A 24231-nucleotide genomic window follows, 5' to 3' on the forward strand; every position below is an offset into this window, starting at 1 on the left:
CTATCATTTATAATCGGTTATTAAAAAGCGCCTTTCGCTAGGCGCTGCTTGAAAGGAAATGAATTTCTTATGTCGAGGAAGCTCAGAGCGGGTATTGTTGGCGGTACCGGTATGGTCGGCCAGCGTTTCATTGCACTTTTGGAGAATCATCCATGGTTTCAGGTAACGGCGATTGCGGCGAGCGCGAATTCAGCCGGCAAGTCCTATGAGGAGTCTGTTCAAGGCAGATGGAAGCTCTCCACCCCTATGCCCGAAGCAGTCAAAGGCATTATGGTTCAAGACGCCTCCAAGGTGGAGGAAGTGGCTGCGGATGTGGATCTGATCTTCTGCGCTGTAGATATGAAGAAAGAAGAGATCAAGGCGCTGGAAGAAGCTTATGCGCGTACCGGAACTCCGGTGATCTCCAACAACTCGGCACACCGCTGGACACCTGATGTTCCGATGGTGATTCCCGAGATCAATCCGGAGCATCTGGAGGTTATCGCCCAGCAGCGCAAACGTCTGGGGACAGAGACCGGCTTCATCGCCGTGAAACCGAACTGTTCCATTCAGAGCTATATGCCTACTCTGAATGCACTTCATGAGTTCAAGCCTTCTAAGGTGGTTGTAACCACTTATCAGGCGATTTCAGGTGCAGGCAAGACCTTCGCGGACTGGCCGGATATGGTGGATAACGTGATTCCTTTCATCGGCGGGGAAGAAGAGAAGAGCGAGCAGGAGCCGCTGCGGATCTGGGGTAAGGTAACCAGTGAAGGGATCGTACCAAGCGAGCAGCCGGTAATCACCACACAGTGTATCCGTGTACCTGTTGCTGACGGCCATATGGCGGCTGTCTTTGCCTCCTTTGAGCAAAAGCCTTCCCGCGAGGAGATTCTGGAACGCTGGAACAGCTTCCAGGGGCGTCCGCAGCAGCTCGGTCTGCCGAGTGCACCTAAGCAGTTCATCACGTATTTTGAGGAAGAGAACCGTCCGCAGACCCGTCTGGACCGCGACATTGAGAACGGTATGGGCATCTCTGCAGGACGCCTGCGCGAGGATTCACTGTACGATTACAAATTCGTCAGCCTGTCCCACAATACGGTGAGAGGCGCTGCCGGCGGTGCAGTACTGATCGCCGAATTGCTTAAGGCCGAAGGATATATTCAGCCCAAATAAGCAATTCTATGTACTTGGATGGATACCCGTTATGCAGCCTGCCGGAGGCTCTCCGCGCAGGCTGTTTGCAGTTGGACCTGACAATCTGCCCGAAATAATGGTAAGATAGAGTAATGTACGACGAAAACTGAATATTGACGGAGTGATATTGTGGCAAAAAGTAAAGGCGGCGGCACAGGCAGAGGAACAGGCAGCAAGGGCTGGACCCGCTGGAATAAGACAGCAAAACCCGTGAAGCCGGCCCGAAGCGGCCCTCCCGGAAGCCCAGGTGCCAAAGGAGCCAAACCGGCTAAGAGCAGCAGCGGCAGCAACAAAACCGGAGGCGCTAAATAAGCGGACATCTGCCCATTGATAATTACCAAATATAAGGGTTATAGGTTGGAGGCAACATCTGATGGGTATGTGAATCAGGTGTTCTTTCATATGTAGGACCTGAAAGCGGGTACTTCATGAGAATTAACAAATATATCAGTGAGACCGGTGTCTATCCGCGCAGAGAGACAAACCGGCTGATTGCCGCCGGCAGGATCACGATTAACGGGAAGGTCTGTACGCCTGGAGCAAGCGTGGAGCCTGGAGATACGGTAGCTGTAGACGGAATTACTGTGACTCCAGACCGGGAGGAGCGGGTCTATCTGGCGCTGAACAAGCCGGTAGGCATTACCTGTACAGCCGCCCGGCATGTGGAAGGGAATATCGTAGATTATATCAACTATCCTTCCCGGATTTTTGCCGTCGGCAGATTGGACAAGCACTCGGAAGGGCTGATTCTGCTGACCAATGACGGGTCGATTGTCAACCGGATGATGCGCTGCGAGCATAGTCATGAGAAGGAGTACCGGGTGAGCGTGGATAAGCCGGTCACGGAAGACTTTTTGGCGGAGATGTCAGCGGGTGTAGATATTTTGGAGACCCGGACCAAGCCATGCCTTACCCAGCAGATCTCGGATCAGGAGTTCATGATTATTCTGACCCAAGGGCTGAATCTGCAGATCCGCCGGATGTGCAAGGCGCTGGGCTACCGTGTGCTCCGCCTGGAGCGGATACGGATTATGCATATCACGCTCAGCGGTCTTCCGCAAGGGCAGTGGAGACGGTTGACGGAGGAAGAGCTCGCAGAGCTTCATGCCAGACTGGAAGGTTAGCCGCAACTCACATACCAGTACAGGCTTCCGAAGCAGGCTCCCGGACGGGTATACAGGTAGTTATGCTACCACGACACGACATTTAGGAGGATTACATGCGGATTATAAGCTTATTGATAGCCTTAGCGATCATAGCAGGTTGCTCAAGAACAGGGGGTGGCGGATCAGCAGCTCCGTCTGCAGCGCCAGCCGCTTCCCCGGCAGCGGATCTCTCAGCAGCACCTGGAGGGCATCAGGAGGAAGACGCGGCTGCCGCTGCGCTCGCGGAAGTGTCCCCTGAGATTGCAGATGAGTATTCGGGATTCGTACATATGGATGCGGTTCAGTTGAACGGGCAGATTTTTCAGGTGTATTACTGGAATAAGGGAGAGTTCAGCTATACACAGTTCGCCATCGTTAAGGAGGGCAAAATGGTCTTTGACAGCAAGAAGGCCGGACTTATCCTGGAAGGCGGCGACATTTGGAATGAGGAGGAGCAGCTCTGGGCTGAAGCGGTGGTACAGAACAACCGGAATACCTTCTTGTTCAGTCTGATGGATAACCGTCCGTCGTACGCGTCTATTGTGGTAGAGGAGATTGACGGAACGATGCAGGTAACCGTTAACGATCTGTTCAGCGTGAATTATGAGGATGTGGATCAGGACGGGAGCGAGGATCTGCTGGCCAGTCCTTATCCGGGCCAATCCCCCCTGGGTCCGGCGCTGACGGGCATCTACCAGCTGGAAGGGACCAATTATGTGCCGGATAAGCTGCTTACCAAGCGATATGCGGACGATCAGCTTCAGCTCAGTGAGCAGGAGTATAAAAACAATCCGTCCGAGCAGACATTAGAGCAGCTGCTGAACGCCTACCTGATTCTCGGGAAGCGTAGTATCGCACTGACACGGTTCGAAGAGTTCCATGAGTGGGCCGGACAGCTTGCCGGTGACGGCGGCTATGTGGACGAATATCAACGGCTGCTGCGCAGCACGGAGACGGCAGAACAAATCAGCGGCTGGATGGACAAGCTGAAGCCGCTGCGTACTACGAGGTAAGCCGCACTGATCGCGGACAAGAAGAAAAGAGATTCCCGGGGCAGGTGATGCTGCTCCGGGAATCTCTTTTTCAAAATATAAGAATTTATATGTTTCACACGATAATTTATCCTTCTATTTCTCGCCGAAACGGTACCGTCCTTTAAAAGGACGGCAAAGCCGTTTCCACTTGCGTGTGACTGAACCTGTTGGCTTATGAATCTTCCCGCTGAAACTGCTTGTTGTACAAATCCCGGTATACCCCATTCTCTGCCAGCAGGGAAGCGTGCTGCCCCGACTCCACAATCCTGCCGTCCTGAACAACCAGAATATTGTCGGCTGCCATGATGGTAGAGAGGCGGTGGGCGATGACCATGCTGGTCTTGCCCCGCAGCAATTCATGCATGGCTTGCTGGATGTAATATTCCGATACCGTGTCCAGCGACGAGGTGGCCTCGTCCATAATGATGATGGGCGGATTCTTGAGCAGCACGCGCGCGATGGACATCCGCTGCTTTTCACCGCCGGACAGCTTGATTCCCCGGTTGCCGACAACCGTGTTGTAGCCCTCAGGCAGCTTCAGAATGAAATCATGAATAAAAGCAGCTTCGCAGGCGGCCGTCAGCTCGGCTTCCGTGGCTTCAGCGTTGGCATATAGCAGATTCTCACGGATCGTCCCGTTGAATAGGTACGTGTCCTGGGTGACTAGGCCAATCTGTGAGCGAAGCGAATGCAGCGTGAACTCGCGGATGTCCTTGCCGCCGATACGGATCACGCCTGAATCCAGCTCATAGAGCCGGGGAATCAGGTTGGTAATGGTGGTTTTGCCTGCTCCGCTGGGTCCGACCAGGGCAGTCAGTGATCCGGCGGCTGCCGTGAAGGAGATCCCGCTCAGAGCGGGCTTGTCCGGAGCGTAGGCGAAATTCACCTGCTTGAAGACGATATCTTGTCCCTCTACGCGGCTTGGAAGAGCCAGCTTAGCATCCACAATCAGCGGGTCCATATCGAAATAGTCAAAAATCCGTTCAAACAGCGCCACCGAACGGTTCACATCCACATAGAGATTGGTCATCTGCATAACCGGAAGATACAATCTGCTCAGCAGTGCCACGAAGGTGATAATTGCTCCAATGCTCAGCTCTCCCTGAATGAATAAATAACCCCCGTACAAATAAATCAGCATCGGCCCGATACTGGTGAAGGTGGTAAGGACCAGCATGAACCAGCGGCCGGCCATCGATTCGCGGATTTGCAGCCGTGTCGCCTGGGCGTTTACGCTCTGGAAGCTAGCCAGCGCGGTATCCTCTCTGGTGAACAGCTTCATAAGCATGTACCCGCTGAGGCTGAGCGTCTCTTCAATGATCTGATTCTGCTCCGAGATCTTCTCCTGCGTCTCTTTGGCCAGCTTCCAGCGGACATTGCCCATTTTGCGGGTCGGCACGATGAATAAGGGAATGACCAGGATGCCTAGCAGCGCAAGCTTCCAGTTCATGATGAACAGGGTTACCGCCGTGGAGATCAGAATGAACAGATTACTGGCACAATTGACGATGGTGCTGTTGAAGACGCCCTGAATTCCGGCAATGTCACTGGTCATCCGGGTGATGACCTCGCCTTGCTTGACGCCTGAGTAGAACTGCAGCGGCATGCTCTGTAGATGGCGGTACATCTGGTTTTTCATATCATGGACAATATTCTGGGAGATAAAAGAGTTCAAATAATTCTGCAGCACGCCGAGCAGTCCTGACACAACCGTTGTAGCCAGCGAGGCGGCAACCAGCAGGAAGAGCAGCTGCAGATTCTTGTCCGGGAGCGCCCGGTCAATGATCTGCTGAATCAGGATAGGAGGGAGCAGCCCCAGCACTGCGGAGATGCACAGCACGGTCATCACCAGCAGCGTCTGCTTCCAGTACGGAGCGAAATATTTGACGATGCGTAATAGCAGCGCTTTGGATATATCCGGCTTCGCCTCCTCCTCATCGAACTTTAATTTGCCAGGCCCGAAGCCTCCTCCGGGTCCCATGGCTCTGAAGCCTCTTGACAATGGGGTCACCAGCTTTGCTTGAATTTTTAGGATGCAATATATGTAAAAATAATCCGGTGCAGGGTCTGACATGGGCATTATACGCCTGGATTATACGGATGTAAATGCTAAACTGGATAGGCTGGCATGAACCGGAGAACGCGATTGCAGCATTAGACTTAGGTTCGGGAGGAGAGGAAGCAGAATGATTATTGTTGCACTGGGATATGAAAATAAAGGGCTCCGCTACACGGTGAGATCCGCCTCACCGCAAGATGCCCTGCAGTTGTCCGAACTGAGGCTGAAGATCGACGGGGAGACGGAGAATTTAGACCGGGTTCAGGGGGAAGCATTCATCGGCCCGGAGGGCTTCAGGTCGCTTATAGCGGCCGATACGGCCAGCGGCACGAACCTGTTCCTGGTTGCCGAGGTTCAGGACAGGCTGGCGGGCTTCGCCAGATGTGAAGGAAGTCCGCTGCGGAGGCTGGCTCATCAGGCCGAGTTCGGAGTCGGGGTGCTGCAGGAGTTCTGGGGATACGGAATCGGCCGGAGCCTGCTGGAGCAGTCTATCGGCTGGGCGGATACCATCAGTCTGGAGAAGCTGAGCCTGAAGGTTCTGGAGAGGAATGACAAGGCGATCCGGCTGTATGAGAGCCTTGGCTTCGAGGTCGAGGGTGTCCTGCGCCGAGATAAGCGGCTGGCCGACGGACAATTCTATTCTACTATTGTTATGGGCAGATTACGCGGGGACAGAGGGGGAGCGTAAGCCGAATGTAATCGGAAAACCGATCATAATTGGATTGGGAGCGCCACGTAAGCCAAATGTAATCGGAAAACCGATCATAATTGGATTGGGCGCGCCACGTAGGGGCGAATGTAATCGAAAAACCGATCATAATTGGATTGGGAGCGCCGCGTAGGCCGAATGTAATCGGAAAACCGATCATAATGTGCGTGCGCCCTGGTTAACGTTATTTGTCGCCACGAAGCAGACGGATGGAAAAGTGAGGTACATCCTATGCTTGGCATGAGGCACCCGCATTGTTCCACCAACATCGTTCCACCCGCAGCGTGCCTGGTTTGAAATTATGAAGAAGGAGCAGTGACGAGCTGCGCGAATCTCCGCGTGGTCTCGCGTATATCCTCAGCTCCGGCAATGGCTGAGATGATGGAGAGACCATCCGCACCCGCCCGGATTACCGGCGGGGCATTCTCCAGAGTGATGCCGCCGATTCCCACCACAGGAATGCTCAGACCGCTTCGTCTTAGCTCTTCAATGACAGTAGTTCCCCGGACGGCCTGGGCATCATCCTTGGACGAAGTAGGATAGACAGGACCGACTCCGAGATAATCGGCACCGTCCGCGATAGCCTGCCGGGCTTCCGTCAGATTATGAGCGGAGACTCCGATGATCTTATGCTCACCGAGCTGCTCCCGGATCAGCCGGGCAGGCAGGTCATCCTGGCCGACATGGATGCCATCGGCGTCCAATGCTGCGGCAAGCTCCAGATCATCGTTCACGATGAACGGGATGTTATAGGCCCGGCATATCTGCCGGAGCTGTTGCCCGAGATGGAGCAGTGCGGCGCCTTTGAGCGCAGCAGGACCCTTTTCCCGGAACTGGAACAGAGTGATGCCCCCAGCGGCAGCAGCGGCTAAAGTGTCCTCCGGTGATTGGCGGCAGTTTACACTGCCCATAATGAAGTACAGCTTCAGCAATCTGCGCATATCCTCGTTGTGTATCCGTGTCATAGCAGTATCCCCCTAGTTCTCATCCGGTTCCCATAAGCAAAATGATTCGTCGGCCCCTGCCCGGCCCCAATGTTCAGACTATCCTCAATCGCCGCTTGAATGAAGGCCTTGGCGGTAAGGACGGCTTCAGGCATGGAATGGCCCAGCGCAAGACCTGCCGTAACCGCAGCCGAGAAGGTGCAGCCAGTCCCGTGAGTATGCTTCGTCGCTATGCGCGGGCTGGACATATACTGGAATTCCCGTCCGTCATAGAGCAGATCCACGGCCTCATCTCCTGAGGAGTCATGTCCGCCTTTCAAGATAATGTACTCGGGTCCCATCTGATGAAGCAGTCTTGCCGCCTGTTCCCGGTCTTCCCGGCCCTGAATCTTCATGCCTGTCAGCATCTCTGCTTCAGGGAGATTGGGGGTGATGGCAAGCGAGAGAGGAAGCAGGCTTGTAATCAGCGCCTGTACTGCCTCCTGGAGCAGCAGCTGTGAGCCGCCCTTGGCGACCATGACCGGATCGATCACCAGCTTGTGCTGCCAGCCGTACTGCTGCACTTTACCGGCAACCACGCGGATAATCTCACTGCTGAACAGCATCCCTGTCTTAATAGCATCCGGCGGCAGATCACTGCCGATCGAATCCAGCTGGGCTGCAACGGTCTCCGGCTCGATCGGAAAGACTCCCTGGACACCTAGTGTATTCTGGGCGGTGAGTGCAGTAAGTGCAGACATGCCGTACACTCCCAGCTCCTGAAACGTCTTCAAATCCGCCTGAATCCCGGCCCCGCCGCCGCTGTCAGAGCCGGCAATGGTCAACGCTTTGCGTATGCTAGTCATCTTGTTCTCTCCTTTGGCTGTAGGGTCTAGGCTTCGGCGAGCAGCTGCAGCCGTGAGCGGCTGCTGTATTGCTCCGGGGTCACCAGCGACAATTGATTCAGGAACAAGGTCTGGAAGCTGCCGGGACCTTGGGCTTCAGCCGCCTCAGCGGCAAGCTCTGCTGCCACGCCGTAGAAGGAGAGGGCCTCAGCTGCCGCCTCAAGCACCTCCCCGCCGCTTACAGCAAGAAATGCACCCACCACAGCACTGAGCAGGCAGCCGGTTCCGGTCACCCGGGTCAGGATGGAGTGCCCGTTGCTGGCGATATAAGTGCGCTTGCCGTCTGTGATGATGTCTTCCTTGCCGGTGATAATCACGACACAGTTCAGCTTCTGCGCCGCCTTATTGGCTAGAGCAATTACATCGCCTTCGCCTGCTCCGGCATCCACGCCTTTGCTGGCCCAGCTCTCCCCGGCCACATTGGCAACCTCGGCCACATTTCCGCGCAGGGCAGTAAGCTGAAGCTCTCGGAGCAGCCCCGCCGTAACGTCCGTGCGGTAGGCGGTAGCTCCAGCTCCAACGGGATCAAGCACGAGCGGCACCTGGTGGCGGTTCGCAGCCTTGCCTGCTTCGATCATGGAAGCGATGGCAGCTTCATTAAGTGTGCCGATGTTCAGCACCACTGCCCCGGACATGGCGGCGACATCTGCTACTTCTTCGATGGCATCGGCCATGAACGGCGAGGCTCCCAGAGCCAGCAGCCCGTTCGCTGTGAAGTTAGCGACTACGATATTCGTGATATTATGCACCAGCGGGTTCGCTTGGCGTACTTTGGACAGATAAGACATATGAATTCCTCCTGTAGGTATAATTTAAAAATTAATAAAAGCATTCTTAACATCCACTTCTGCAGCCAGCAGACCGTTCTCGCTCAGCCACTGGTTCACCTTCTCCCATGAAGCGCTATCCTGATAGCCGAAGGGCTGGGAACCGGCATCCATCAGCGGCAGCAGGATCTCCAGACTGCGCTGTTCAATGGCTTCATCCAGCGGTGCGGTATCCTCCTGATGGGCAAGCAGCAGCTTCAGCGCTTCATCCGGGTGACCGGCAGTATACTGCTGGCCTTTTCTGATGGCATCCACGAATTTCTGATAAAAGCCCTGTGAATCCTGCAGTCCCTGCTCACTGGCGACCAGCACCAGCTCATAATAATCCGGGACCCCGTAATCCACGGGATTGAAGGAGCGGACCGGATGGCCTTCCTGCTCCAGAATCAGCTGCTCATGGTTGATGAACCCGCCCATAATGCCATCCACCCGTCCGGTGGAGAGAGCAGGGATCAGCTCATAGCCGACATCCACCAGCTTGAGGGAGGAAGGGTCCCCGCCGTCGCTTTTGACCATCGTGTTCAGCATGGCTTCATACAACGGGACGGAGGAATATCCGGCTTGCTTGCCGGACAGCTCTCCGGGGCGGGTAATGCCGCTGTCTGCGGCTACCATGAGATGATTCAGCGGATGACGCACCAGCGCGGCAATCGACTTGACTGGAATCTGCTCACCCCGTGCCATCAGCACCTGGGGCTGATAACTGAGTGCCAAATCCACCTTCCCCGCAGCAACAAGCTTCAGCGCATCATTGGTATCGGCCGGCATCTGAATCTCAACCTCCAGACCTTCCTCAGCGAAATAGCCTTGAGCCTCTGCCGCATACAAAAAAGAGTGAACAGCATTGGGATACCAGTCGAGCATAATCGTCAGCTTATGGGCCCCGCCTTTAGCCCCGGCCTCAGAGGTAGAGGGTACAGCAGCCGGGGGGCCAGAGGCCGCCGGACTGTTCGTATTGGCGCAGCCTGCCAGGACAGGCAGCATACAGAGCAGCAGAGCAGACAGCAGCATGGCTGGCCTTGAAATCGCATGGTGCAGATAACGGGTATAGCGGATAGTAGTCATGAATAACGTCCTCTTTTCTTCAGAATAATCTTCTCCAGCGCGGCGACTGCCAGAAACAGCAGGATACCGAGTAGGGATAATAAGACAACGGCGGCGAACATCTTGGCGCTCTGCAGATTCCCGGCCATTCTGCGGCTGAAATAGCCCAGCCCCTGGCTGCCCCCAAGCCATTCCCCAATAGTTGCACCGATCACACAGTACACAGCCGACAGCTTCAGCCCGGAGAAAAAAGAGGGTAAAGCCAGCGGAACGCCCACCTTCCCGAGAATCTGCCAGCGGTTCGCGCCATATGTCAACAGCAGCTCCCGGTAGGCGTCCGTGTTCTTGGACAACCCGTCATAGGTGCCGATGACCACCGGGAAGAAAGCGGTCAGGAAGACAACGGCGACCTTGCTCCATAGGGTGTAGCCGAACCACATGATGAACAGGGGAGAGAGGGCGATCAGCGGAACCGTCTGGCTGATAATCAGCAGCGGGTACAGCGCCTTGGCCAGCGGACGGAACAGATGCATGGCGATTCCCAGCAGGCTGCCGCAGACCACGGATAGTGCGAAGCCTGTGAGCACTTCAAGCAGTGTGGCGGGCAGATGTACCCCGAACAATAGATGGCGCTCTTCCATCAATGCCATCCACACCGCAGACGGAGCCGGAAGGATGAAGGGAGGAACCAGGCCCAGCCGGGCTACAGTCTCCCAGACTGCAAGCGTCAGCAGGGCGAGCAGGGCAGCCGGACCGTAATGCTGGAGCAATCTTCTAGGAGCGGCGGTTCTCATATAGCTTCAGCTCCAATTCCTGGCGCAGGGCGGCGAACTGCGGCTCATAATTCAGACTGTGATGACGCGGGCGGGGGATACCGGCTGGGAATTCCTGCATCCCGCTGCCGCCACTGCCCGTCATTAGATAGATTCTGTCACTGAGCAGCAGAGCCTCCTCCAGATCATGGGTGATGAACAGCACCGTCTTGTCCAGCTCTGCCCATAACTCCAACAGCCAGCGCTGCAATGAACGCTTGGTAATGGCATCAAGCGCCCCGAACGGCTCATCGAGCAGCAGCAGATCATTCCCCGCCGCCACGGTGCGGAGGACCGCCACGCGCTGGCGCATCCCGCCGGACAGCTCCTGGGGATAAGCCCCTTCGGTTCCCTCAAGGCCGAAGCGTTGCAGCAGGGTACGGATCTCGGCCACAGCGGCCGCTTTGGGACGGCTGCGCTTGAGTTCCCAAGGCAGCAGACAATTGTCCAGCACGGTGCGCCAAGGGAGGAGGAGATCCTGCTGCGGCATGTAGGCCACACTGCCCAGCCTCTTCGCTGCTGCCGCGGACTCGGCTCCGTTCAGCGTAATCCTGCCTTTGTCCGGCTCCAGCAGGCCGGCGATGATTTTGAACAAGGTGCTTTTGCCGCATCCGCTTCCGCCTACGACAGAAATGAATTCGCCGCGCTGCACATTCATGGATAGCCCTGAGAAGACGGGGGTACGGGACGAGCCCGTCCCGAAAGCATAGGATAGATTGCTAATGTTGATCATAAGACTATGTACGAAGCCTCCCCGGATTGGTATAGATACTGCGTTGAGCACAAAAAAGCCCCATTCATTCCCGGAGGAATGAATGGGGCGGAAGGTACAGTCAGCTGCGGCCCTGTGACGTGAACCACTGATACATTCTGCTCCACTTCCCTCCGCTGGTATGATCCAGATCAGGTTCAAAGGGTCCGGAGCTTAAGCTCCGTCTCAGTCGGCCGACTCCCCTAGTGAATAATGTTGCTATTGAATTGGTAATTGCTACTTAATATACCACAAATTCTTCTCTTGTAAAGAGCAGACGCTCAGCGCTTCGCCAGACCGGTCACGAATAAAGTGACGATGCCCCGGGAGATGTCCAGCTTGGAGGAATGGTGCCGCTTCTGCTCATACAGGTACAGATCGGGGCTGAGGACAGAGATTAAGGCGGTGGCCGCAAAGGCCGGATCAATGTCAATAATCTCACCGCCCGCCGCAGCGCGCTGCAGCAGCTCTGTCATCATCACCCCCAGCCGCTGAAAAAAAGGATGCTCAAACTGGGTCAGCTGCTTCTTGCCGGTGAACTCGGCTTTGATCATATTCAGCAGCTCGGCATACTGCTCAATGAAATCGGCAATCTGCTCAATGCTGCTCTGCAGCTGAGCGAGAGCCGGAGCTTCACCGGCACTGGCAGCCACCTGCTGCTCCAGCCCGGACAGGAATTGATCTGCGCTGCCCTTCAGCAGTGCAGAACAGATCTCACCCTTGTCCGTGAAGCGGCGGTACAGGGAGCCTTGTCCTATGCCTGCTCGCTTGGCAATGCTGTACATGCTGACCGCCTCAAGACCGCTCTCGGTGAACAACTGGCGGGCAGCTTCAAGAATCCGCTGTACATAAGGATCGGCGGACTCGGGCGGGGCGGATTCTATGGCTTGCGGAGCTGAGCGCGGGAGCTGCGCAGCATCGGTGTCTGGCTTTTTCATGAGAACCCCTTTCAGAAAAGAATTGACACAACGGACAATTGTCCGTAGACTATGAATTGCGCTTACGGACAGTTGTCCGTTCACTCATTATATAGAACAATCTGCCCGCAGGTCAATCTAGAACGCGGACAGCTCAGGAGGAGAAGAGACATGGATCAGACCTTGAAGCAGGAAGCCGATTTCCGGCTGTCCGGCATTCTGGTTCCGCTGCTGGCCATCATTGCAGGAGTATTTATGGTTGTACTGGACAGTACGGCGATGAACGTAGCCTTGTCCAGGCTGGTGGTGGATTTCAAGACAGATCTGCATACGCTGCAGTGGGTAGTTACCGGATATATGCTGGCCCAGGCTTCCGTTATTCCGCTGTCCGGCTGGCTGTCTGACCGGTTCGGGGCCAAGACGGTCTTCCTGACGGCGGTAGTTGTGTTCACGATAGGCTCGATTCTGTGCGCTACACCAAGCAGCGCCGAGTGGCTGATTGTTTTCCGGGTTATTCAGGGACTGGGCGGCGGCTGTGTGCTCCCTGTCGGAATGGCCTATGTATACAGACTGGCTCCTAAAAGTAAGGTTGGCGTAGTCATGGGCATTATGGGTATTCCCGTCCTGTTCGCTCCGGCTATTGGTCCGGTATTGTCGGGCTGGCTGGTTGAATACCATTCCTGGCGCTGGATCTTCCTCATTAATATTCCGATTGGCATCATCGCTGTGCTGATCGGACTGCGCAAGCTGCCGAGTGCGGCGAAGAACAGCGTGCCCGGCATGGATAAGCTAGGTATGGTTCTTGGACCGCTGGCCTTTGCTTCGCTAACCTACGGGGTCAGCCAGGGCGCGCAGAGCTGGACCTCTGAGAAGACGCTGATCGGGCTGCTGCTGGGCGCTGTGGCTCTGATCGCTTTTGTCATCGCCGAGCTGCGCTCCAACACACCGCTGCTGGAGCTGCGGATTCTGAAATCCGTAGATTTCACGACAGGAATCATCGTGCAGTGGATTGCCCAGTTCGGCTTATATGGCGCGTTATTCCTGCTCCCGCAATTTCTGCAGCAGGCCCGCGGCTTCGGCGCATTTGATACCGGTCTGACGCTGCTGCCGCAAGCGATCGCTTCCGGGCTGATGATGCCGATTGCCGGGATACTGTTCGACCGGATCGGTGTGCGCTGGCTCGTGGTCTGCGGTCTCAGTCTGGTCTCCGGCGCGTTATTCCAGTATTCGCATGTGGATCTCACCACGCAGAGCCGAGACCTGATCCTTCCGCTGATCATGTGCGGGGCCGGCATGGGCATGATGATGATGCCGATGAACACTCATCTGCTCAACAAAGCTCCAAGCCATCTGGTGAACCGGGTAACCTCGCTGACGAACTCGATGCAGCAGGTCATTACCTCGCTGGCTGTCTCGACTCTGGTTACGATTCTGACGGCAAGAACAACGGCGCGCGGCATAGAGATGCAGGAAGCGGCGGCGGCTGCCGGTAAAAGCACCGCAGGCGCTTCACAGGAAGCACTCCTGCTGGCCAAGCAGACCGTGTTGTCGCAGGGCTTCGCGGACACGTTCCACATTATGATGTTCGTTGCGCTTGGCGGTGCGGTCCTTGGACTGCTGCTGCGCCGGGGCCGCCATTCCGGAGCTGAGCGTTCTAAGGACAAGGCGGCACCGGAAATCATGCACGTATAGTAATGCACCATATAGAAGCAGAGCTTGTAACATCCATATAGCAGCGATTCTCCTTTTGCCGGAGGGTCGCTTTTTGTTATTTTCTATTCTGAATATTCTGATGCAGGAGCCGAAATTGGGGCAAGCTAAGCTATGGAAAATCAATACTATACAAATCCGATGAATATAATCGGAAAAAATCATTGACGCAGGTAACGCCTCAGTGTTACTATTCTTTTTGCCGGTAATTACGGTATCTAAAGAGAAGATATGAGAGGGGATTCATCGAATGAAAAAACTAAGTCTGACTATTATGCTGCTCCTGACCATGGTCACGGCTGCGGCTTGCGGAAACAACAATACGGACAAGGCAGCAACGGGCGGCAATACCGGAAATGAACCCACAGCAGCGGCTACAGAGGGTACAGCTTCCGGGGAGCAGAACAGCCTGGAGGCCGTCAAAGCCAGCGGCAAGCTGCGCATCGGAACTGAAGGAACCTACGCACCATTCACCTTCCATGATGCGGACGGCAAGCTGACAGGTTTCGATGTTGAGATTGCTGAGGAAGTGACCAAGCGTTTAGGTGTGAAGCCGGAGTTCATTGAGACGCAATGGGACGGGATTTTTGCCGGGATGGATGCGAAGCGCTTCGATGTGATCTTCAATGAAGTCTCTATCACTGATGAACGTAAAGTGAAATATGATTTCTCCGATCCGTATATTGTTTCCAAGGCGGTGCTGATCGTGCCGGAGGACAATCAGGATATTAAGACGTTCGCTGATCTCAAGGGTAAAAAAGCCGGCCAGTCCCTGACCAGTAACCTCGGCAAAATCGCCACAGACAACGGTGCCGAGATCGTATCCACCGAAGGCTTCAACCAGGCGATTGATCTGCTGACCTCCGGCCGGATCGATGCCACCGTGAATGACGGCTTGTCCTTCCTCGACCTGAAGAAGCAGAAGCCGGATATCAAGATTAAGAAGGTAGATGAGATTGCCGAGGGCTCGCATAGTGCCGCAGTCTTCCTGAAAGGGAATGACGAGCTGGTGCAGGCTGTGAACGAAGCGCTGACCGCTATGAAGAGCGATGGAACCTACCTTAAGATCTCCGAGAAGTACTTCGGCACTGACGTATCGAAATGATGGATGACCGCCAAATACAAATATTTCTCGATTCATTGCTGCCCCTGTTCAAAGCCGGGGTGGCTTTTACCCTTCCGCTTGCGGTGGTATCCTTTATTCTGGGGCTGCTGCTGGCGGTGATTACTGCGCTTGCCCGGCTGTCCTCCTGGAGACTTCCGAGGCTGATCGCCAGATTTTATGTCTGGGTGATCCGGGGAACGCCGCTGCTGGTGCAGCTGTTTATTATTTTCTATGGACTGCCCGCCGCCGGGATTGTGCTTGATCCGTTCATCGCCGCTGTCATCGGGTTCACGCTCAGTGTCGGGGCCTACTCCTCCGAGATTGTCCGGGCTGCCATCCTGTCTATCCACAAGGGCCAGTGGGAAGCCGCGTTCTCTGTGGGGATGAGCCGGAAGCAGGCTCTGCGCCGGGTGATATTGCCTCAAGCTGCCCGCGTGTCGGTTCCGCCGTTATCGAATTCTTTTATTAGCCTGGTTAAGGATACTTCGCTTGCGGCCAGTATTACTTATGTAGAGATCTTCAGAAAAGCCCAGCAGATTGTGGCGACATCCTATGAACCCCTGCTGCTGTATTGCGAAGCGGCGTTGTTCTATCTGCTGTTCTGCTCCGTATTGTCGGCGCTGCAGAATTACTTGGAGAAGCGGCTGGACCGGTATTCGGCCAGTTAAGGTGAAGGAGGCACACGCATGATTGAAATACGCGATTTACATAAGTCCTTCGGGCCGCTTGCGGTGCTGAAAGGTGTGGATCTCGCCGTTGAACACGGCCAGGTCATGGTCATTATCGGACCTTCCGGCTCCGGCAAAACCACGCTGCTGCGCTGCTTCAACCTGCTGGAGACCCCCGACAAGGGCAGTCTTACGCTGAACACGATTAAGCTGGATTTCACCCCGGGCGGCATAATTCCACAGCGTACCGTACTCTCCCTGCGCCAGCAGACAGGAATGGTGTTCCAGTCTTATAATCTGTTCCCGCATATGACGGCGATCGGCAATGTCATGGAGGGACAGATCACGGTGCAAAAGCGTTCCAAGGAGGAAGCGCGCAGCAAGGCGCTGGCACTCTTGGACAAGGTGGGTCTGGCAGACAAGGCAGATGCGTATCCGCATCAGCTGTCCGGCGGCCAGCAGCAGCGTGTAGCGATAGCCCGCGCCATGGCGGCCTCGCCGGAGGTGCTGCTGTTCGATGAGCCGACCTCGGCGCTTGACCCTGAGCTGGTCGGCGAGGTGCTGAAGGTCATCAAGCAGCTGGCCCGGGAAGGAATGACGATGGTTATCGTCACCCATGAGATGAAATTCGCGGCCGATGTGGCCGACCGGATCATCCTGATGGATAACGGAGTCATTCTGGAGCAGGGAACCCCCCGGGAGGTACTGGAGCAGACGAAGAACCCGCGCGCCTTGCAATTCCTGAACCGGCTCAGCGGGGAAGAGTGATTGCGGGACGGAGCATATTAAGGCAGACCGGGAGGGGAGTCCTGGTCTGCCTTTTTATTGCTGCCCAGTTTGTGATTGTCACAGAATACTCACAATAAGCCTACGTATTTCCTGTCAAAAAAACAAGGCTGCCCCTAGCCGTAACGGCTTCCGGGACAGCCTTTGATCTATCATACGCGGGGGAGCGGTATGAACGAATCCAGCTTTCCTTTACTTCTGTGTGCCGCCATCGCTAACGGACTTCAAGTAGTCCAGCGTGTTGTACAGCATAACTGCTGCTTCAGCACGGGTGATAGTGCTCTTCGGATTGAACTTGCCGCTGGCATCAAGGGCAGTGATCTTGTATTTCAGCGCCCGCTGAATGCTGCCCTGATAGGAAGGGTCCAGCGCGTCTGCATCTGCAAGCTCAGCCGGAACGAGATTGATCATCGGCAGGTTACCGGCCTTTTCCACAGCTTGAACCAGCATACTGGTATACAGCTCTTTGGTAATCGGCTTGGCCGGATCGATATTGGCCGGGATACTCACACCATTATAATGGGCATTGATGAAGGCTTCTGCGTACCAGGCATTGTCTTTTACTTTGGAGAACAGCGCACTTGCCTGGGGAGCCTTATTGAAATCAATTGCCGCCAGGCTAAGCTGGAGACCGCCGGAGATAAATTGTATCCCTTGCGCTGTAGTTACTGTGGAGGCCGGCAGAAATTGGGTGTCGGAGATTCCTTTGATCAGGCCCTGCTCCTTCAGAGAGTTGATCTTATCCTTACCTGTCACCTGGCTGATATCCTTGAAGCTGCTGCCGGCTGCAAAAATTTGTCCGCCAAGAGAGAAGGAAAGGAGGGTTACTGCTGTAATAGCTGCGATCGTGTTTTTTTTCATACTCATCTGAATTCCACCTCTATTATAGGGTTGGGCCGTTTGGCCTGTATCAACTCCTCTAACGTAATGAGATCAGAAAAGGTTGCAAGCGTATTAATCCCGATCTGCTGGATCGGCAAGCTACATCATTTCCTGAAACAGCAGATTGCGGTAGGGGTACCGGCTGAAGCGGGTCTTGAACAGCAGCGCAATTCCGCTTTCTTCAATCGTTACGGATTTCAGTGACGTTGTTCTTACCAGACTGCGCACCATCGCCCTTACCGCCCGGTTGTCCTTACGCCGGATGGCGGCAGCCAGGGCTTCCGCGAAGCTACGGTTAACCGCAAGCTCGCGGTACAACGGGATGATGGAACGCGCTATGCAGCGGTGGGCGTCTGTATTGAAGGTGAACTGAACGGTTCCCGGCGGAATCGTCGTTCCATTGGTATAGAAGGCAATCGGCAGCGGAAAGGGAAAAGAGATAAAATAACCGATTCCGTTCGTTCCGTAATTCTCCGCGTCGGCAAGTGCGGGGATACTGTGGAGCAAGCTGCCCATCAGGTCCAGGTCGGCAGTGACAACCGCGGTTGTCCATTGCCTGGCATAACTGCGGTTTCCGGCAATTTTCCGGTAGAACGGCAGCATGGCCGCAGCTACGCTGCGCAGTACACGGGCTGTTACCAGCCGCTGCGTCTGCTTAGGTTGTACTTTCGCCATCCGGATCATCCTCACTTTGCACAGATTCTTTCCAAGTATAAGCATGTATCGGTTACATTTGATCTTGATATAGAGTATGGGGATTACGCACACTTCGGAATGGGCAACTCCGGTTTCGGCAGAAATATTATCTATACGTGGAGCGGCAGAGGGGGGCTATTGCGGGCAAGTGATGTTATACTGGTGTCAGGACTTTTCTTTGACGGGCAAGTTTGTTATGCTTATATCGTAACGATTACTAATTATTCTGCGGGAATTGTTCTGCTTCCGGAAAGGTGGGAACCCGGGTGAACCGAGTGTCAAATATCAGTCAGCAGTTTGCGGCTCATAATTATAAGCTTACACCACAGCGTGAAGCGATAGTGAGAGTGCTGCTGGATAATGAGAAGGATCATCTAAGCGTGGAAGAGGTATATATGCTGGTCAAGCGCAGTTACCCGCATTTGGGGCTGGCGACTGTCTACCGTACCTTGGAGCTGCTGTGTGAACTTCATATTGTGCAAAAAATGAATTTCGGCGACGGCGTCGCCCGTTATGATCTGCGCGACGACGATCATGTGCATATGCATCATCACCTGATCTGCAATGTATGCGGTAAGCTGGAAGAGATCAAGGATGATTGGCTGGTGGAGCTGGAGGCGCGGGTAGCCCGTGAATACGGCTTCAGTGTGACTGATCACCGTCTCGATTTCAAAGGCACCTATAATAGCTGTCAAAAGAACGGCTGCAAGGGCGACAAGGACTGCCGCGCCGTCTCATAAGCACATCTGCAACGCACAGAAGGCGCAGGGCTGAAGTTCAGCCTGCGCCTTCTTGCAAATATTAAGAAGTTACGGAATCTGCGAAATGCCGCTGCTAGGAGCGGTTCGGAACGAAGGATTTGATCCAGGTTCCGAAGCTGCCGGGATTGCGGGTCTGAACCAGGATCACCCCTTCGCCGCGGAACCGGCAGACCAGGGCCTCGCCGCTGGTTAAGCTGTTCAGCCAGCCGGAGGCTGCTTTTTCCACCTTGTAATCCATATAGTCCGGCCAAGCTACAAGGTGTCCGTTATCGATGATCATCTCTTCGCCCGGTCCGAGGTTAATGGCGTGAATCGCTCCGAAGGAGGAGAGGAAGACGGTGCCCCTGCCGCTGATTTCCAGAATGAAGAATCCTTCGCCGGAGAACAGGCCGCGGGTCAGATTCTGCATTTTGGTATTGACCTGAATGCCTTGGGTTCCCGCCAGGAAGCCGTCCTTCTGTACGATCAGCTTGTACGACCCGTCCAGCTCAATGGCCTGTACATCCCCGATAGAACCGGGTGAGAGCAGGACCTCACTCTGTCCGCGCGTGGCGGTCAGCTCCTGGAAGAAGAATTTCTCCCCGCTAAGCATGCGGCCCAGGCCGCGCATAATTCCGCCGTCCACGGTGCCCCGCAGCTCCACATTCGGTGACATGGCGACCATCGCACCCATCTCCGCCTTAACGCTCTCGCCCGGCTCCAGCAGGACCTTAAGCATGGCGAAGGCGCCGTCATACAGCACATCATATTTCATATCCCGTTCCTCCTCATTCTTGCGATTATTGGTTATGCCACAGGTATGTATCTTGCTCTTCAAGGATACTGTACCAGATAGTCCAACTGCAAGCCGGGTACAGCCAAGGCTGGAGTACAGTACCAAATGAATATAGTGAACAGTACCGGGCAGCGGTCAGGATAGTGTGTTAAAATGAAGTGGACAGTGCAGCCGCACTGATTATACGAATGACAAGGAGTGTCGCCGCTTATGGTACGGACAAGAACGCAGAAGGCGCTGCTTAAGGCAGAGCGCTCAGGCACATGGTGTGCAGAAAGAAACCGCAGACTCAATCAGGATTACGGGGCCATCTCCCAGCATGTCAGAGTTACACCCGGCAAACGGGAGCAATTGAATAAGGTCAAACACAAGGAGCGGATCTTCCATGATGGCGCTCCTTTTGCATGCCTGGGGGCAGCGGGGTAATACTTATACCTGTGCCCTGCTGTGAATACGGTATTCCTTGGGCGACATGCCGAACCGGCTGCGGAAGATCCGGTGGAAATAGGTATAGTTCGCAAATCCGCAGGTCTCGGAGACATGCTCCAGCGGCATGGGGCTGAACGTAATCTTTTCCCGGGCCATATCCAGCCGTACATCATTTACATATTTGACAATCGTGGTGCCGAACGCTTCCTTGAACAGATGAACCGCACGGGAGACCGAGATATCCACATGTGCGGCCACATCCTCCAGCCGGAAGCTGTAAGAGGCATGTTCTTCCACGTACTGCTTCATCCGGTAAGCCAGATAAGCCTTCGGTGAGATCGCGGGCTGATCAATCATCAGCCGGTCAATCTCCATACATAGAATCTGCAGATAACAAGCAGAGATATCCGGTGAGGAATCCGATAAGCGGCGCTGCTCCAGCACAAGCTGGCGGAAGAGGCCGAGAATATGATCGCTCATCGGCAGGCGGAGTACCGCCGGACGCTGCTTGCGTCTCCACCACTCTTCAATCCATGGGCCGCTGCAAAAGATATGATAGTCACCGCTCTCGATCCTCGGCTTGCCGACGGGATAGACTTCCTTGTCGATACTCAAGTAGTAGGGGTCATTCGGTGCGAACAGCATGAGATCGCCGCTCTCAACGGTCGTAATGGCTCCGTTCTCCCTGGTGCGGCTGCGCCCTTCAGTCTGGAGCCGCAGCAGATAATACTGTACACCCTCGCTGCGTGACATATGAAATGGTTTGCGGTGGAAGGAGAATCCGGCGGATAGAATGTGGCAAGCGGCAGATGTTGTCATGTGTCCCTCCTAGTCTAATAAATGATAAGCAGATTGTTCATGTTTTAATCATATTATTCATTTTATTATATACGCTTTCATATTACCATGTAGCTAAGCAAAAAACATACAAATGATGTGGAGAAGGCCGTATTGCGGCGCTAATCGCTACATTTACAAACTCTGGAAGCAGTGGATGAAACCAAGAGAACGCTGCGTTCTCCAATGTTTACAGCCCGTTTGTTCAGGTGATGCGCTTCAGGGAAGGTAACCGGGAGTGCGGCGGCAGCAAGAACAGGATAACTCCGGATCATATAAGGAGTGGGAATAACAATGCTTAAGGTTGGATTGCAGCTGTACACGCTTAGAGAAGAACTGGAACAGGATTTCGAGGGAACTATACGTAAGGTAGCCGAGCTGGGCTACAGCGGTGTGGAATTCTTCCACTATTTCGGCCGTACGGCTGAACAGGTGAAGGCGCTGCTTGAAGAGACAGGACTTGTTGCTGTCGGAGCACACCGTCCGTACGATGCGATGCTGAATGATACGGAGCAGGAGATCACCTTCAATCTGGAGATCGGCAACCGCAATCTGATCGTGCCTTATCTGACAGAAGAACAACGGAACTGGCCGGAGGTAGCCGCGGGTCTGCGGACCATCGGCGAGAAATGCAAGGCTGCCGGTGCTGTTCTGTCTTATCATAATCATGATTTTGAATTCACGGAGAAGGTTGACGGCCAGCCAGCCTTTGATTATCTGTTCGAAGCGGTGCCTGCTGAGCAGCTTCAAGTGGAGATGGATACATGCTGGGTGTATTACGGCGGATATGATCCGGCAGAATATATCCGTAAGTATGCAGGACGCCTGCCGATCATCCACCTCAAGGATCTGAAGAAGAAAGAAGACGGCTCACCGGAGACTGTAGTACTCGGCGAAGGTGAAGTGGATCTGGCTGCGATCATTGAAGCAGCCGCTAGCGCTGGTGTGGAATGGGCAGTGGTGGAGCAGGACTTCTGCAGCCGCTCGCCGCTTGGTAGTGTCGCTGACAGTTTGAACTGGATCAAAACATACGAGAATCAAGGAGGAAGTATTCATGTCTAACAAACTCAAAATTGCTATTATCGGTTGCGGTGGTATCGCAAACGGCAAACATATGCCAAGCCTTGCCCGTCAGGAGGATGCCGAAATGGTGGCATTCTGTGATATCGTGGAAGAACGTGCCCAGGAGGCTGCCAAGACCTACGGCTCGGAAGGCGCTGCTGTATTTACCGATTTCCGTGAGCTGCTGGCAACGGGCGGGTTCGATATCGTGCATGTCTGCACGCCGAATGACAGCCACTCCGAGATTACGGTTGCCGCACTGGAAGCCGGCAATCATGTACTGTGTGAGAAGCCGATGGCCAAGACCACTGCACAGGCTAAAGAAATGCTGGATGCCGCCAAGCGTACAGGCAAGAAATTGTCTATAGCTTATCAGAACCGTTTCCGCGCAGACAGCGAATATCTGAAGGGGCTGTGTGAAGAAGGGGAACTCGGCGATATCTATTACGGTAAGGCTATTGCGCTTCGCCGCCGCGCTGTTCCAACCTGGGGCGTGTTCCTGGATGAAGAGAAGCAGGGCGGAGGACCGCTGATCGATATCGGTACCCATGCGCTGGATCTGACACTCTGGCTGATGAATAACTACAAGCCGCGTATGGTTGTAGGCTCTACCTTCCATAAGTTGGGCCAGAAGAAGAATGCCGCGAATGCCTTCGGTCCGTGGGACCCTGAGCAATTCAAGGTAGAAGATTCCGCCTTCGGCTTCATTACAATGGAGAACGGTGCTACAATTGTACTTGAATCCAGCTGGGCGCTGAACGTATCTGAATTCGGCGAAGCCAAGACCATGCTTGCCGGAACGGAAGGCGGAGCGGATATGAAGGACGGGCTGCGTCTGAACGGCGAACGTGCCGGCCGCCTGTATGAGACCAAGGTGGACCTGTCCTCCGGCGGTGTCGCCTTCTACAGCGGAGCTGCGGAGAATGAAGCAGACCGTGAAGCCCGTCTGTGGCTGGAAGCCGTAAGACAAGACAAGGACCCTGTGGTTCTGCCGGAGCAGGCCTTCGTAGTTACCCAGATTCTTGAAGCAGTGTATGAATCAGCACGTACCGGACGCGCCGTATATTTTGACGGAAGTTCTGACAACTAAGAGCCTCTTCCGGTTCACGCGACTATTAGACAAACAGGAGTGGAATCCATGAGTTCAATCAAACATACTGTAGCCATCGTTGGTTACGGCGGAATGGGAAGCTACCATACCCAATTAATCAAAGAGAGTGACCGGGTGGTAGTGACCGGTGCCTTCGATCTGCTGGCAGAGCGGCGCGCCTTGGCTGAGGAAGCAGGCTACACCGCGTATTCCAGCTATGAAGAATTGCTGGCAGATCCGGCTGTGGACATTGTTCTGATCGCTACACCGAATGATGTGCACAAGGACATCGCCCTTCAGGCTTTTCAGATGGGCAAGCATGTAGTCTGTGAGAAGCCGGTTGCCATGTCCTCGGCTGAATTCATCGAGATGCAGGCTGCTGCGGAGGCGGCCGGACGGGTGCTGATGGTGCACCAGAACAGACGCTGGGATGAGGATTTCCGCGTAATCAGGGAGATGTATGAGCAGGGGACGATTGGATCACTCTTTCAGATTGAATCCCGGGTGCATGGTGCCAACGGAATTCCCGGCGACTGGCGTCATGTGAAGGAGCAAGGCGGCGGGATGCTGCTGGACTGGGGCGTGCATCTGCTGGATCAGCTGTTGTTCATGATTGACAGCAAGGTGAGCAGTGTCAGCAGCAGTCTGAGCTTTGTCCTCGGCAATAATGTAGATGACGGATTCGATGCGGTGCTGCAGTTCGAGAACGGCATCAGAGCCATCGTCGAGGTAGGAACTACCAATTTCATCACGATGCCAAGATGGTATGTGAAGGGCACCGGGGGAACCGCTATTATTGAAGACTGGTCGCTGAGAGGCAGAATTGTAGCCCCCAACCACGAATCGGAAAAGATTGAACCCACGCCGATCCGCGCAGGTGTAGGCTTGACTAAGACGATGGCCCCGCCTTCAGAAGGCTCGACCGTCCTTGAAGATCTGCCTGCGGCATTAGAGATGACCTCCAGCTTCTATGATAATCTGGCCGCTGTTATCGAAGGCACGGCGGAACCGGTTGTCAAGAATGCCGAGGTGCTTCGTGTGCTGAAGCTCATTGAGGCAATCTTTGAAGCGGCAGAGCGTAATGAGACTATTAAGAATTTCGATAACTACGGAGCTTAATCTAGGCTT

26 protein-coding genes and 1 riboswitch are annotated in these 24231 nt (G+C 54.7%); of the genes, 14 read left to right on the plus strand and 12 right to left on the minus strand.

All coding sequences use genetic code 11. The annotated features are described in order from the left end of the window. Positions 1-69 precede the first annotated feature (69 nt). From asd to MKX51_RS12945, 4 genes are all read left to right on the plus strand, one after another. Complete coding sequence (gene asd / locus MKX51_RS12930; protein ID WP_076074596.1) at positions 70-1155, plus strand: aspartate-semialdehyde dehydrogenase; 1086 nt, start codon at positions 70-72, stop codon at positions 1153-1155. A 147-nt stretch (positions 1156-1302) separates the two neighbouring features. Continuing rightward, positions 1303-1488 carry a DUF3934 family protein gene (locus MKX51_RS12935; protein WP_036729188.1) on the plus strand — a complete coding sequence of 62 codons (186 nt, stop codon included), beginning with the start codon at positions 1303-1305 and terminating at the stop codon, positions 1486-1488. 116 nt (positions 1489-1604) lie between these two features. Beyond that, entirely contained in the window at positions 1605-2300 is a 696-nt protein-coding gene (locus MKX51_RS12940) for a pseudouridine synthase (protein ID WP_340992638.1), read from the plus strand. A gap of 95 nt (positions 2301-2395) precedes the next feature. Continuing rightward, on the plus strand, positions 2396-3334 hold the full coding sequence (locus MKX51_RS12945) for a hypothetical protein (RefSeq protein ID WP_340992639.1): 939 nt from the start codon (positions 2396-2398) through the stop codon (positions 3332-3334). A 193-nt stretch (positions 3335-3527) separates the two neighbouring features. On the opposite strand, the gene MKX51_RS12950 is transcribed toward MKX51_RS12945, so the two are convergent. Beyond that, positions 3528-5336, minus strand: a complete 1809-nt coding sequence (locus MKX51_RS12950; RefSeq protein WP_340992640.1) for an ABC transporter ATP-binding protein — start codon at positions 5334-5336, stop codon at positions 3528-3530. 205 nt (positions 5337-5541) lie between these two features. On the opposite strand from MKX51_RS12950, the gene MKX51_RS12955 reads away from it, so the two are divergent. After that, entirely contained in the window at positions 5542-6102 is a 561-nt protein-coding gene (locus MKX51_RS12955) for a GNAT family N-acetyltransferase (RefSeq protein ID WP_340992641.1), read from the plus strand. Between the two features lie 320 nt (positions 6103-6422). On the opposite strand, the gene thiE is transcribed toward MKX51_RS12955, so the two are convergent. From thiE to MKX51_RS12990, 7 genes are all read right to left on the minus strand, one after another. Next, positions 6423-7088, minus strand: coding sequence for a thiamine phosphate synthase (thiE, locus tag MKX51_RS12960; RefSeq protein ID WP_340992642.1), 666 nt, complete (start codon positions 7086-7088; stop codon positions 6423-6425). Continuing rightward, positions 7085-7912 (minus strand): bifunctional hydroxymethylpyrimidine kinase/phosphomethylpyrimidine kinase, encoded by an 828-nt coding sequence (gene thiD, locus MKX51_RS12965; protein WP_340992643.1) that lies wholly within the window; start codon positions 7910-7912, stop codon positions 7085-7087. The genes thiE and thiD overlap by 4 nt, the downstream gene beginning before the upstream one ends. A 26-nt stretch (positions 7913-7938) precedes the next feature. Further along, positions 7939-8745, minus strand: coding sequence for a hydroxyethylthiazole kinase (thiM, locus tag MKX51_RS12970; protein WP_340995599.1), 807 nt, complete (start codon positions 8743-8745; stop codon positions 7939-7941). An 18-nt stretch (positions 8746-8763) separates the two neighbouring features. After that, positions 8764-9843, minus strand: coding sequence for an ABC transporter substrate-binding protein (locus tag MKX51_RS12975; RefSeq protein ID WP_340992644.1), 1080 nt, complete (start codon positions 9841-9843; stop codon positions 8764-8766). Continuing rightward, positions 9840-10616 (minus strand): ABC transporter permease, encoded by a 777-nt coding sequence (locus MKX51_RS12980; RefSeq protein ID WP_340992645.1) that lies wholly within the window; start codon positions 10614-10616, stop codon positions 9840-9842. The genes MKX51_RS12975 and MKX51_RS12980 overlap by 4 nt, the downstream gene beginning before the upstream one ends. After that, positions 10597-11418 carry an ABC transporter ATP-binding protein gene (locus tag MKX51_RS12985; protein ID WP_340992646.1) on the minus strand — a complete coding sequence of 274 codons (822 nt, stop codon included), beginning with the start codon at positions 11416-11418 and terminating at the stop codon, positions 10597-10599. Before MKX51_RS12985 ends, MKX51_RS12980 begins: the two co-directional genes overlap by 20 nt. 79 nt (positions 11419-11497) lie before the next feature. Then, a riboswitch (TPP riboswitch) is annotated at positions 11498-11600 on the minus strand. A gap of 66 nt (positions 11601-11666) precedes the next feature. Next, positions 11667-12323, minus strand: a complete 657-nt coding sequence (locus MKX51_RS12990) for a TetR/AcrR family transcriptional regulator (protein ID WP_340992647.1) — start codon at positions 12321-12323, stop codon at positions 11667-11669. A 150-nt stretch (positions 12324-12473) separates the two neighbouring features. Here MKX51_RS12990 and MKX51_RS12995 point away from each other — a divergent pair, with 150 nt between their 5' ends. From MKX51_RS12995 to MKX51_RS13010, 4 genes are all read left to right on the plus strand, one after another. After that, positions 12474-13994, plus strand: a complete 1521-nt coding sequence (locus tag MKX51_RS12995) for a DHA2 family efflux MFS transporter permease subunit (protein ID WP_340992648.1) — start codon at positions 12474-12476, stop codon at positions 13992-13994. A gap of 268 nt (positions 13995-14262) precedes the next feature. After that, a complete protein-coding gene (locus MKX51_RS13000) occupies positions 14263-15117 on the plus strand; it encodes an amino acid ABC transporter substrate-binding protein (RefSeq protein ID WP_340992649.1) in 855 nt (284 codons plus the stop codon). Next, positions 15117-15785, plus strand: a complete 669-nt coding sequence (locus tag MKX51_RS13005) for an amino acid ABC transporter permease (RefSeq protein WP_340941211.1) — start codon at positions 15117-15119, stop codon at positions 15783-15785. The genes MKX51_RS13000 and MKX51_RS13005 overlap by 1 nt, the downstream gene beginning before the upstream one ends. An 18-nt stretch (positions 15786-15803) precedes the next feature. Next, entirely contained in the window at positions 15804-16553 is a 750-nt protein-coding gene (locus tag MKX51_RS13010; protein WP_340992650.1) for an amino acid ABC transporter ATP-binding protein, read from the plus strand. Positions 16554-16763: 210 nt separating this feature from the next. On the opposite strand, the gene MKX51_RS13015 is transcribed toward MKX51_RS13010, so the two are convergent. Both MKX51_RS13015 and MKX51_RS13020 read right to left on the minus strand, forming a co-directional pair. Then, positions 16764-17438, minus strand: a complete 675-nt coding sequence (locus MKX51_RS13015) for an S-layer homology domain-containing protein (protein ID WP_340941209.1) — start codon at positions 17436-17438, stop codon at positions 16764-16766. A gap of 114 nt (positions 17439-17552) precedes the next feature. Beyond that, positions 17553-18128 (minus strand): hypothetical protein, encoded by a 576-nt coding sequence (locus MKX51_RS13020; protein WP_340992651.1) that lies wholly within the window; start codon positions 18126-18128, stop codon positions 17553-17555. A gap of 287 nt (positions 18129-18415) precedes the next feature. On the opposite strand from MKX51_RS13020, the gene fur reads away from it, so the two are divergent. Then, positions 18416-18889 carry a ferric iron uptake transcriptional regulator gene (gene fur / locus MKX51_RS13025; RefSeq protein WP_340941206.1) on the plus strand — a complete coding sequence of 158 codons (474 nt, stop codon included), beginning with the start codon at positions 18416-18418 and terminating at the stop codon, positions 18887-18889. A 94-nt stretch (positions 18890-18983) separates the two neighbouring features. On the opposite strand, the gene MKX51_RS13030 is transcribed toward fur, so the two are convergent. After that, the gene (locus MKX51_RS13030; RefSeq protein ID WP_036729143.1) at positions 18984-19664 is read right to left on the minus strand and encodes a TIGR00266 family protein; all 681 of its coding nucleotides are present in this window, start codon (positions 19662-19664) and stop codon (positions 18984-18986) included. Between the two features lie 231 nt (positions 19665-19895). Between MKX51_RS13030 and MKX51_RS13035 the strand changes: the two genes are divergently transcribed. Continuing rightward, positions 19896-20111 carry a hypothetical protein gene (locus MKX51_RS13035; protein ID WP_340992652.1) on the plus strand — a complete coding sequence of 72 codons (216 nt, stop codon included), beginning with the start codon at positions 19896-19898 and terminating at the stop codon, positions 20109-20111. A 3-nt stretch (positions 20112-20114) separates the two neighbouring features. Here MKX51_RS13035 and MKX51_RS13040 read toward each other — a convergent pair whose 3' ends face one another. Further along, positions 20115-20933: a helix-turn-helix domain-containing protein gene (locus MKX51_RS13040; protein ID WP_340941202.1), complete on the minus strand. Its 819-nt coding sequence runs from the start codon at positions 20931-20933 to the stop codon at positions 20115-20117. Positions 20934-21245: 312 nt separating this feature from the next. Here MKX51_RS13040 and MKX51_RS13045 point away from each other — a divergent pair, with 312 nt between their 5' ends. From MKX51_RS13045 to MKX51_RS13055, 3 genes are read left to right on the plus strand one after another with little or no spacing between them, the layout of a single operon-like run. Continuing rightward, entirely contained in the window at positions 21246-22013 is a 768-nt protein-coding gene (locus MKX51_RS13045; RefSeq protein ID WP_340941200.1) for a sugar phosphate isomerase/epimerase family protein, read from the plus strand. Continuing rightward, entirely contained in the window at positions 22006-23103 is a 1098-nt protein-coding gene (locus MKX51_RS13050) for a Gfo/Idh/MocA family protein (protein ID WP_340992653.1), read from the plus strand. The genes MKX51_RS13045 and MKX51_RS13050 overlap by 8 nt, the downstream gene beginning before the upstream one ends. 48 nt (positions 23104-23151) lie before the next feature. Continuing rightward, entirely contained in the window at positions 23152-24222 is a 1071-nt protein-coding gene (locus MKX51_RS13055; protein WP_340941198.1) for a Gfo/Idh/MocA family protein, read from the plus strand. The last annotated feature ends 9 nt before the right edge of the window (positions 24223-24231 follow it).

This window comes from Paenibacillus sp. FSL M7-0420 (assembly GCF_038002345.1).
Classification (GTDB): Bacteria; Bacillota; Bacilli; order Paenibacillales; family Paenibacillaceae; genus Paenibacillus_AQ.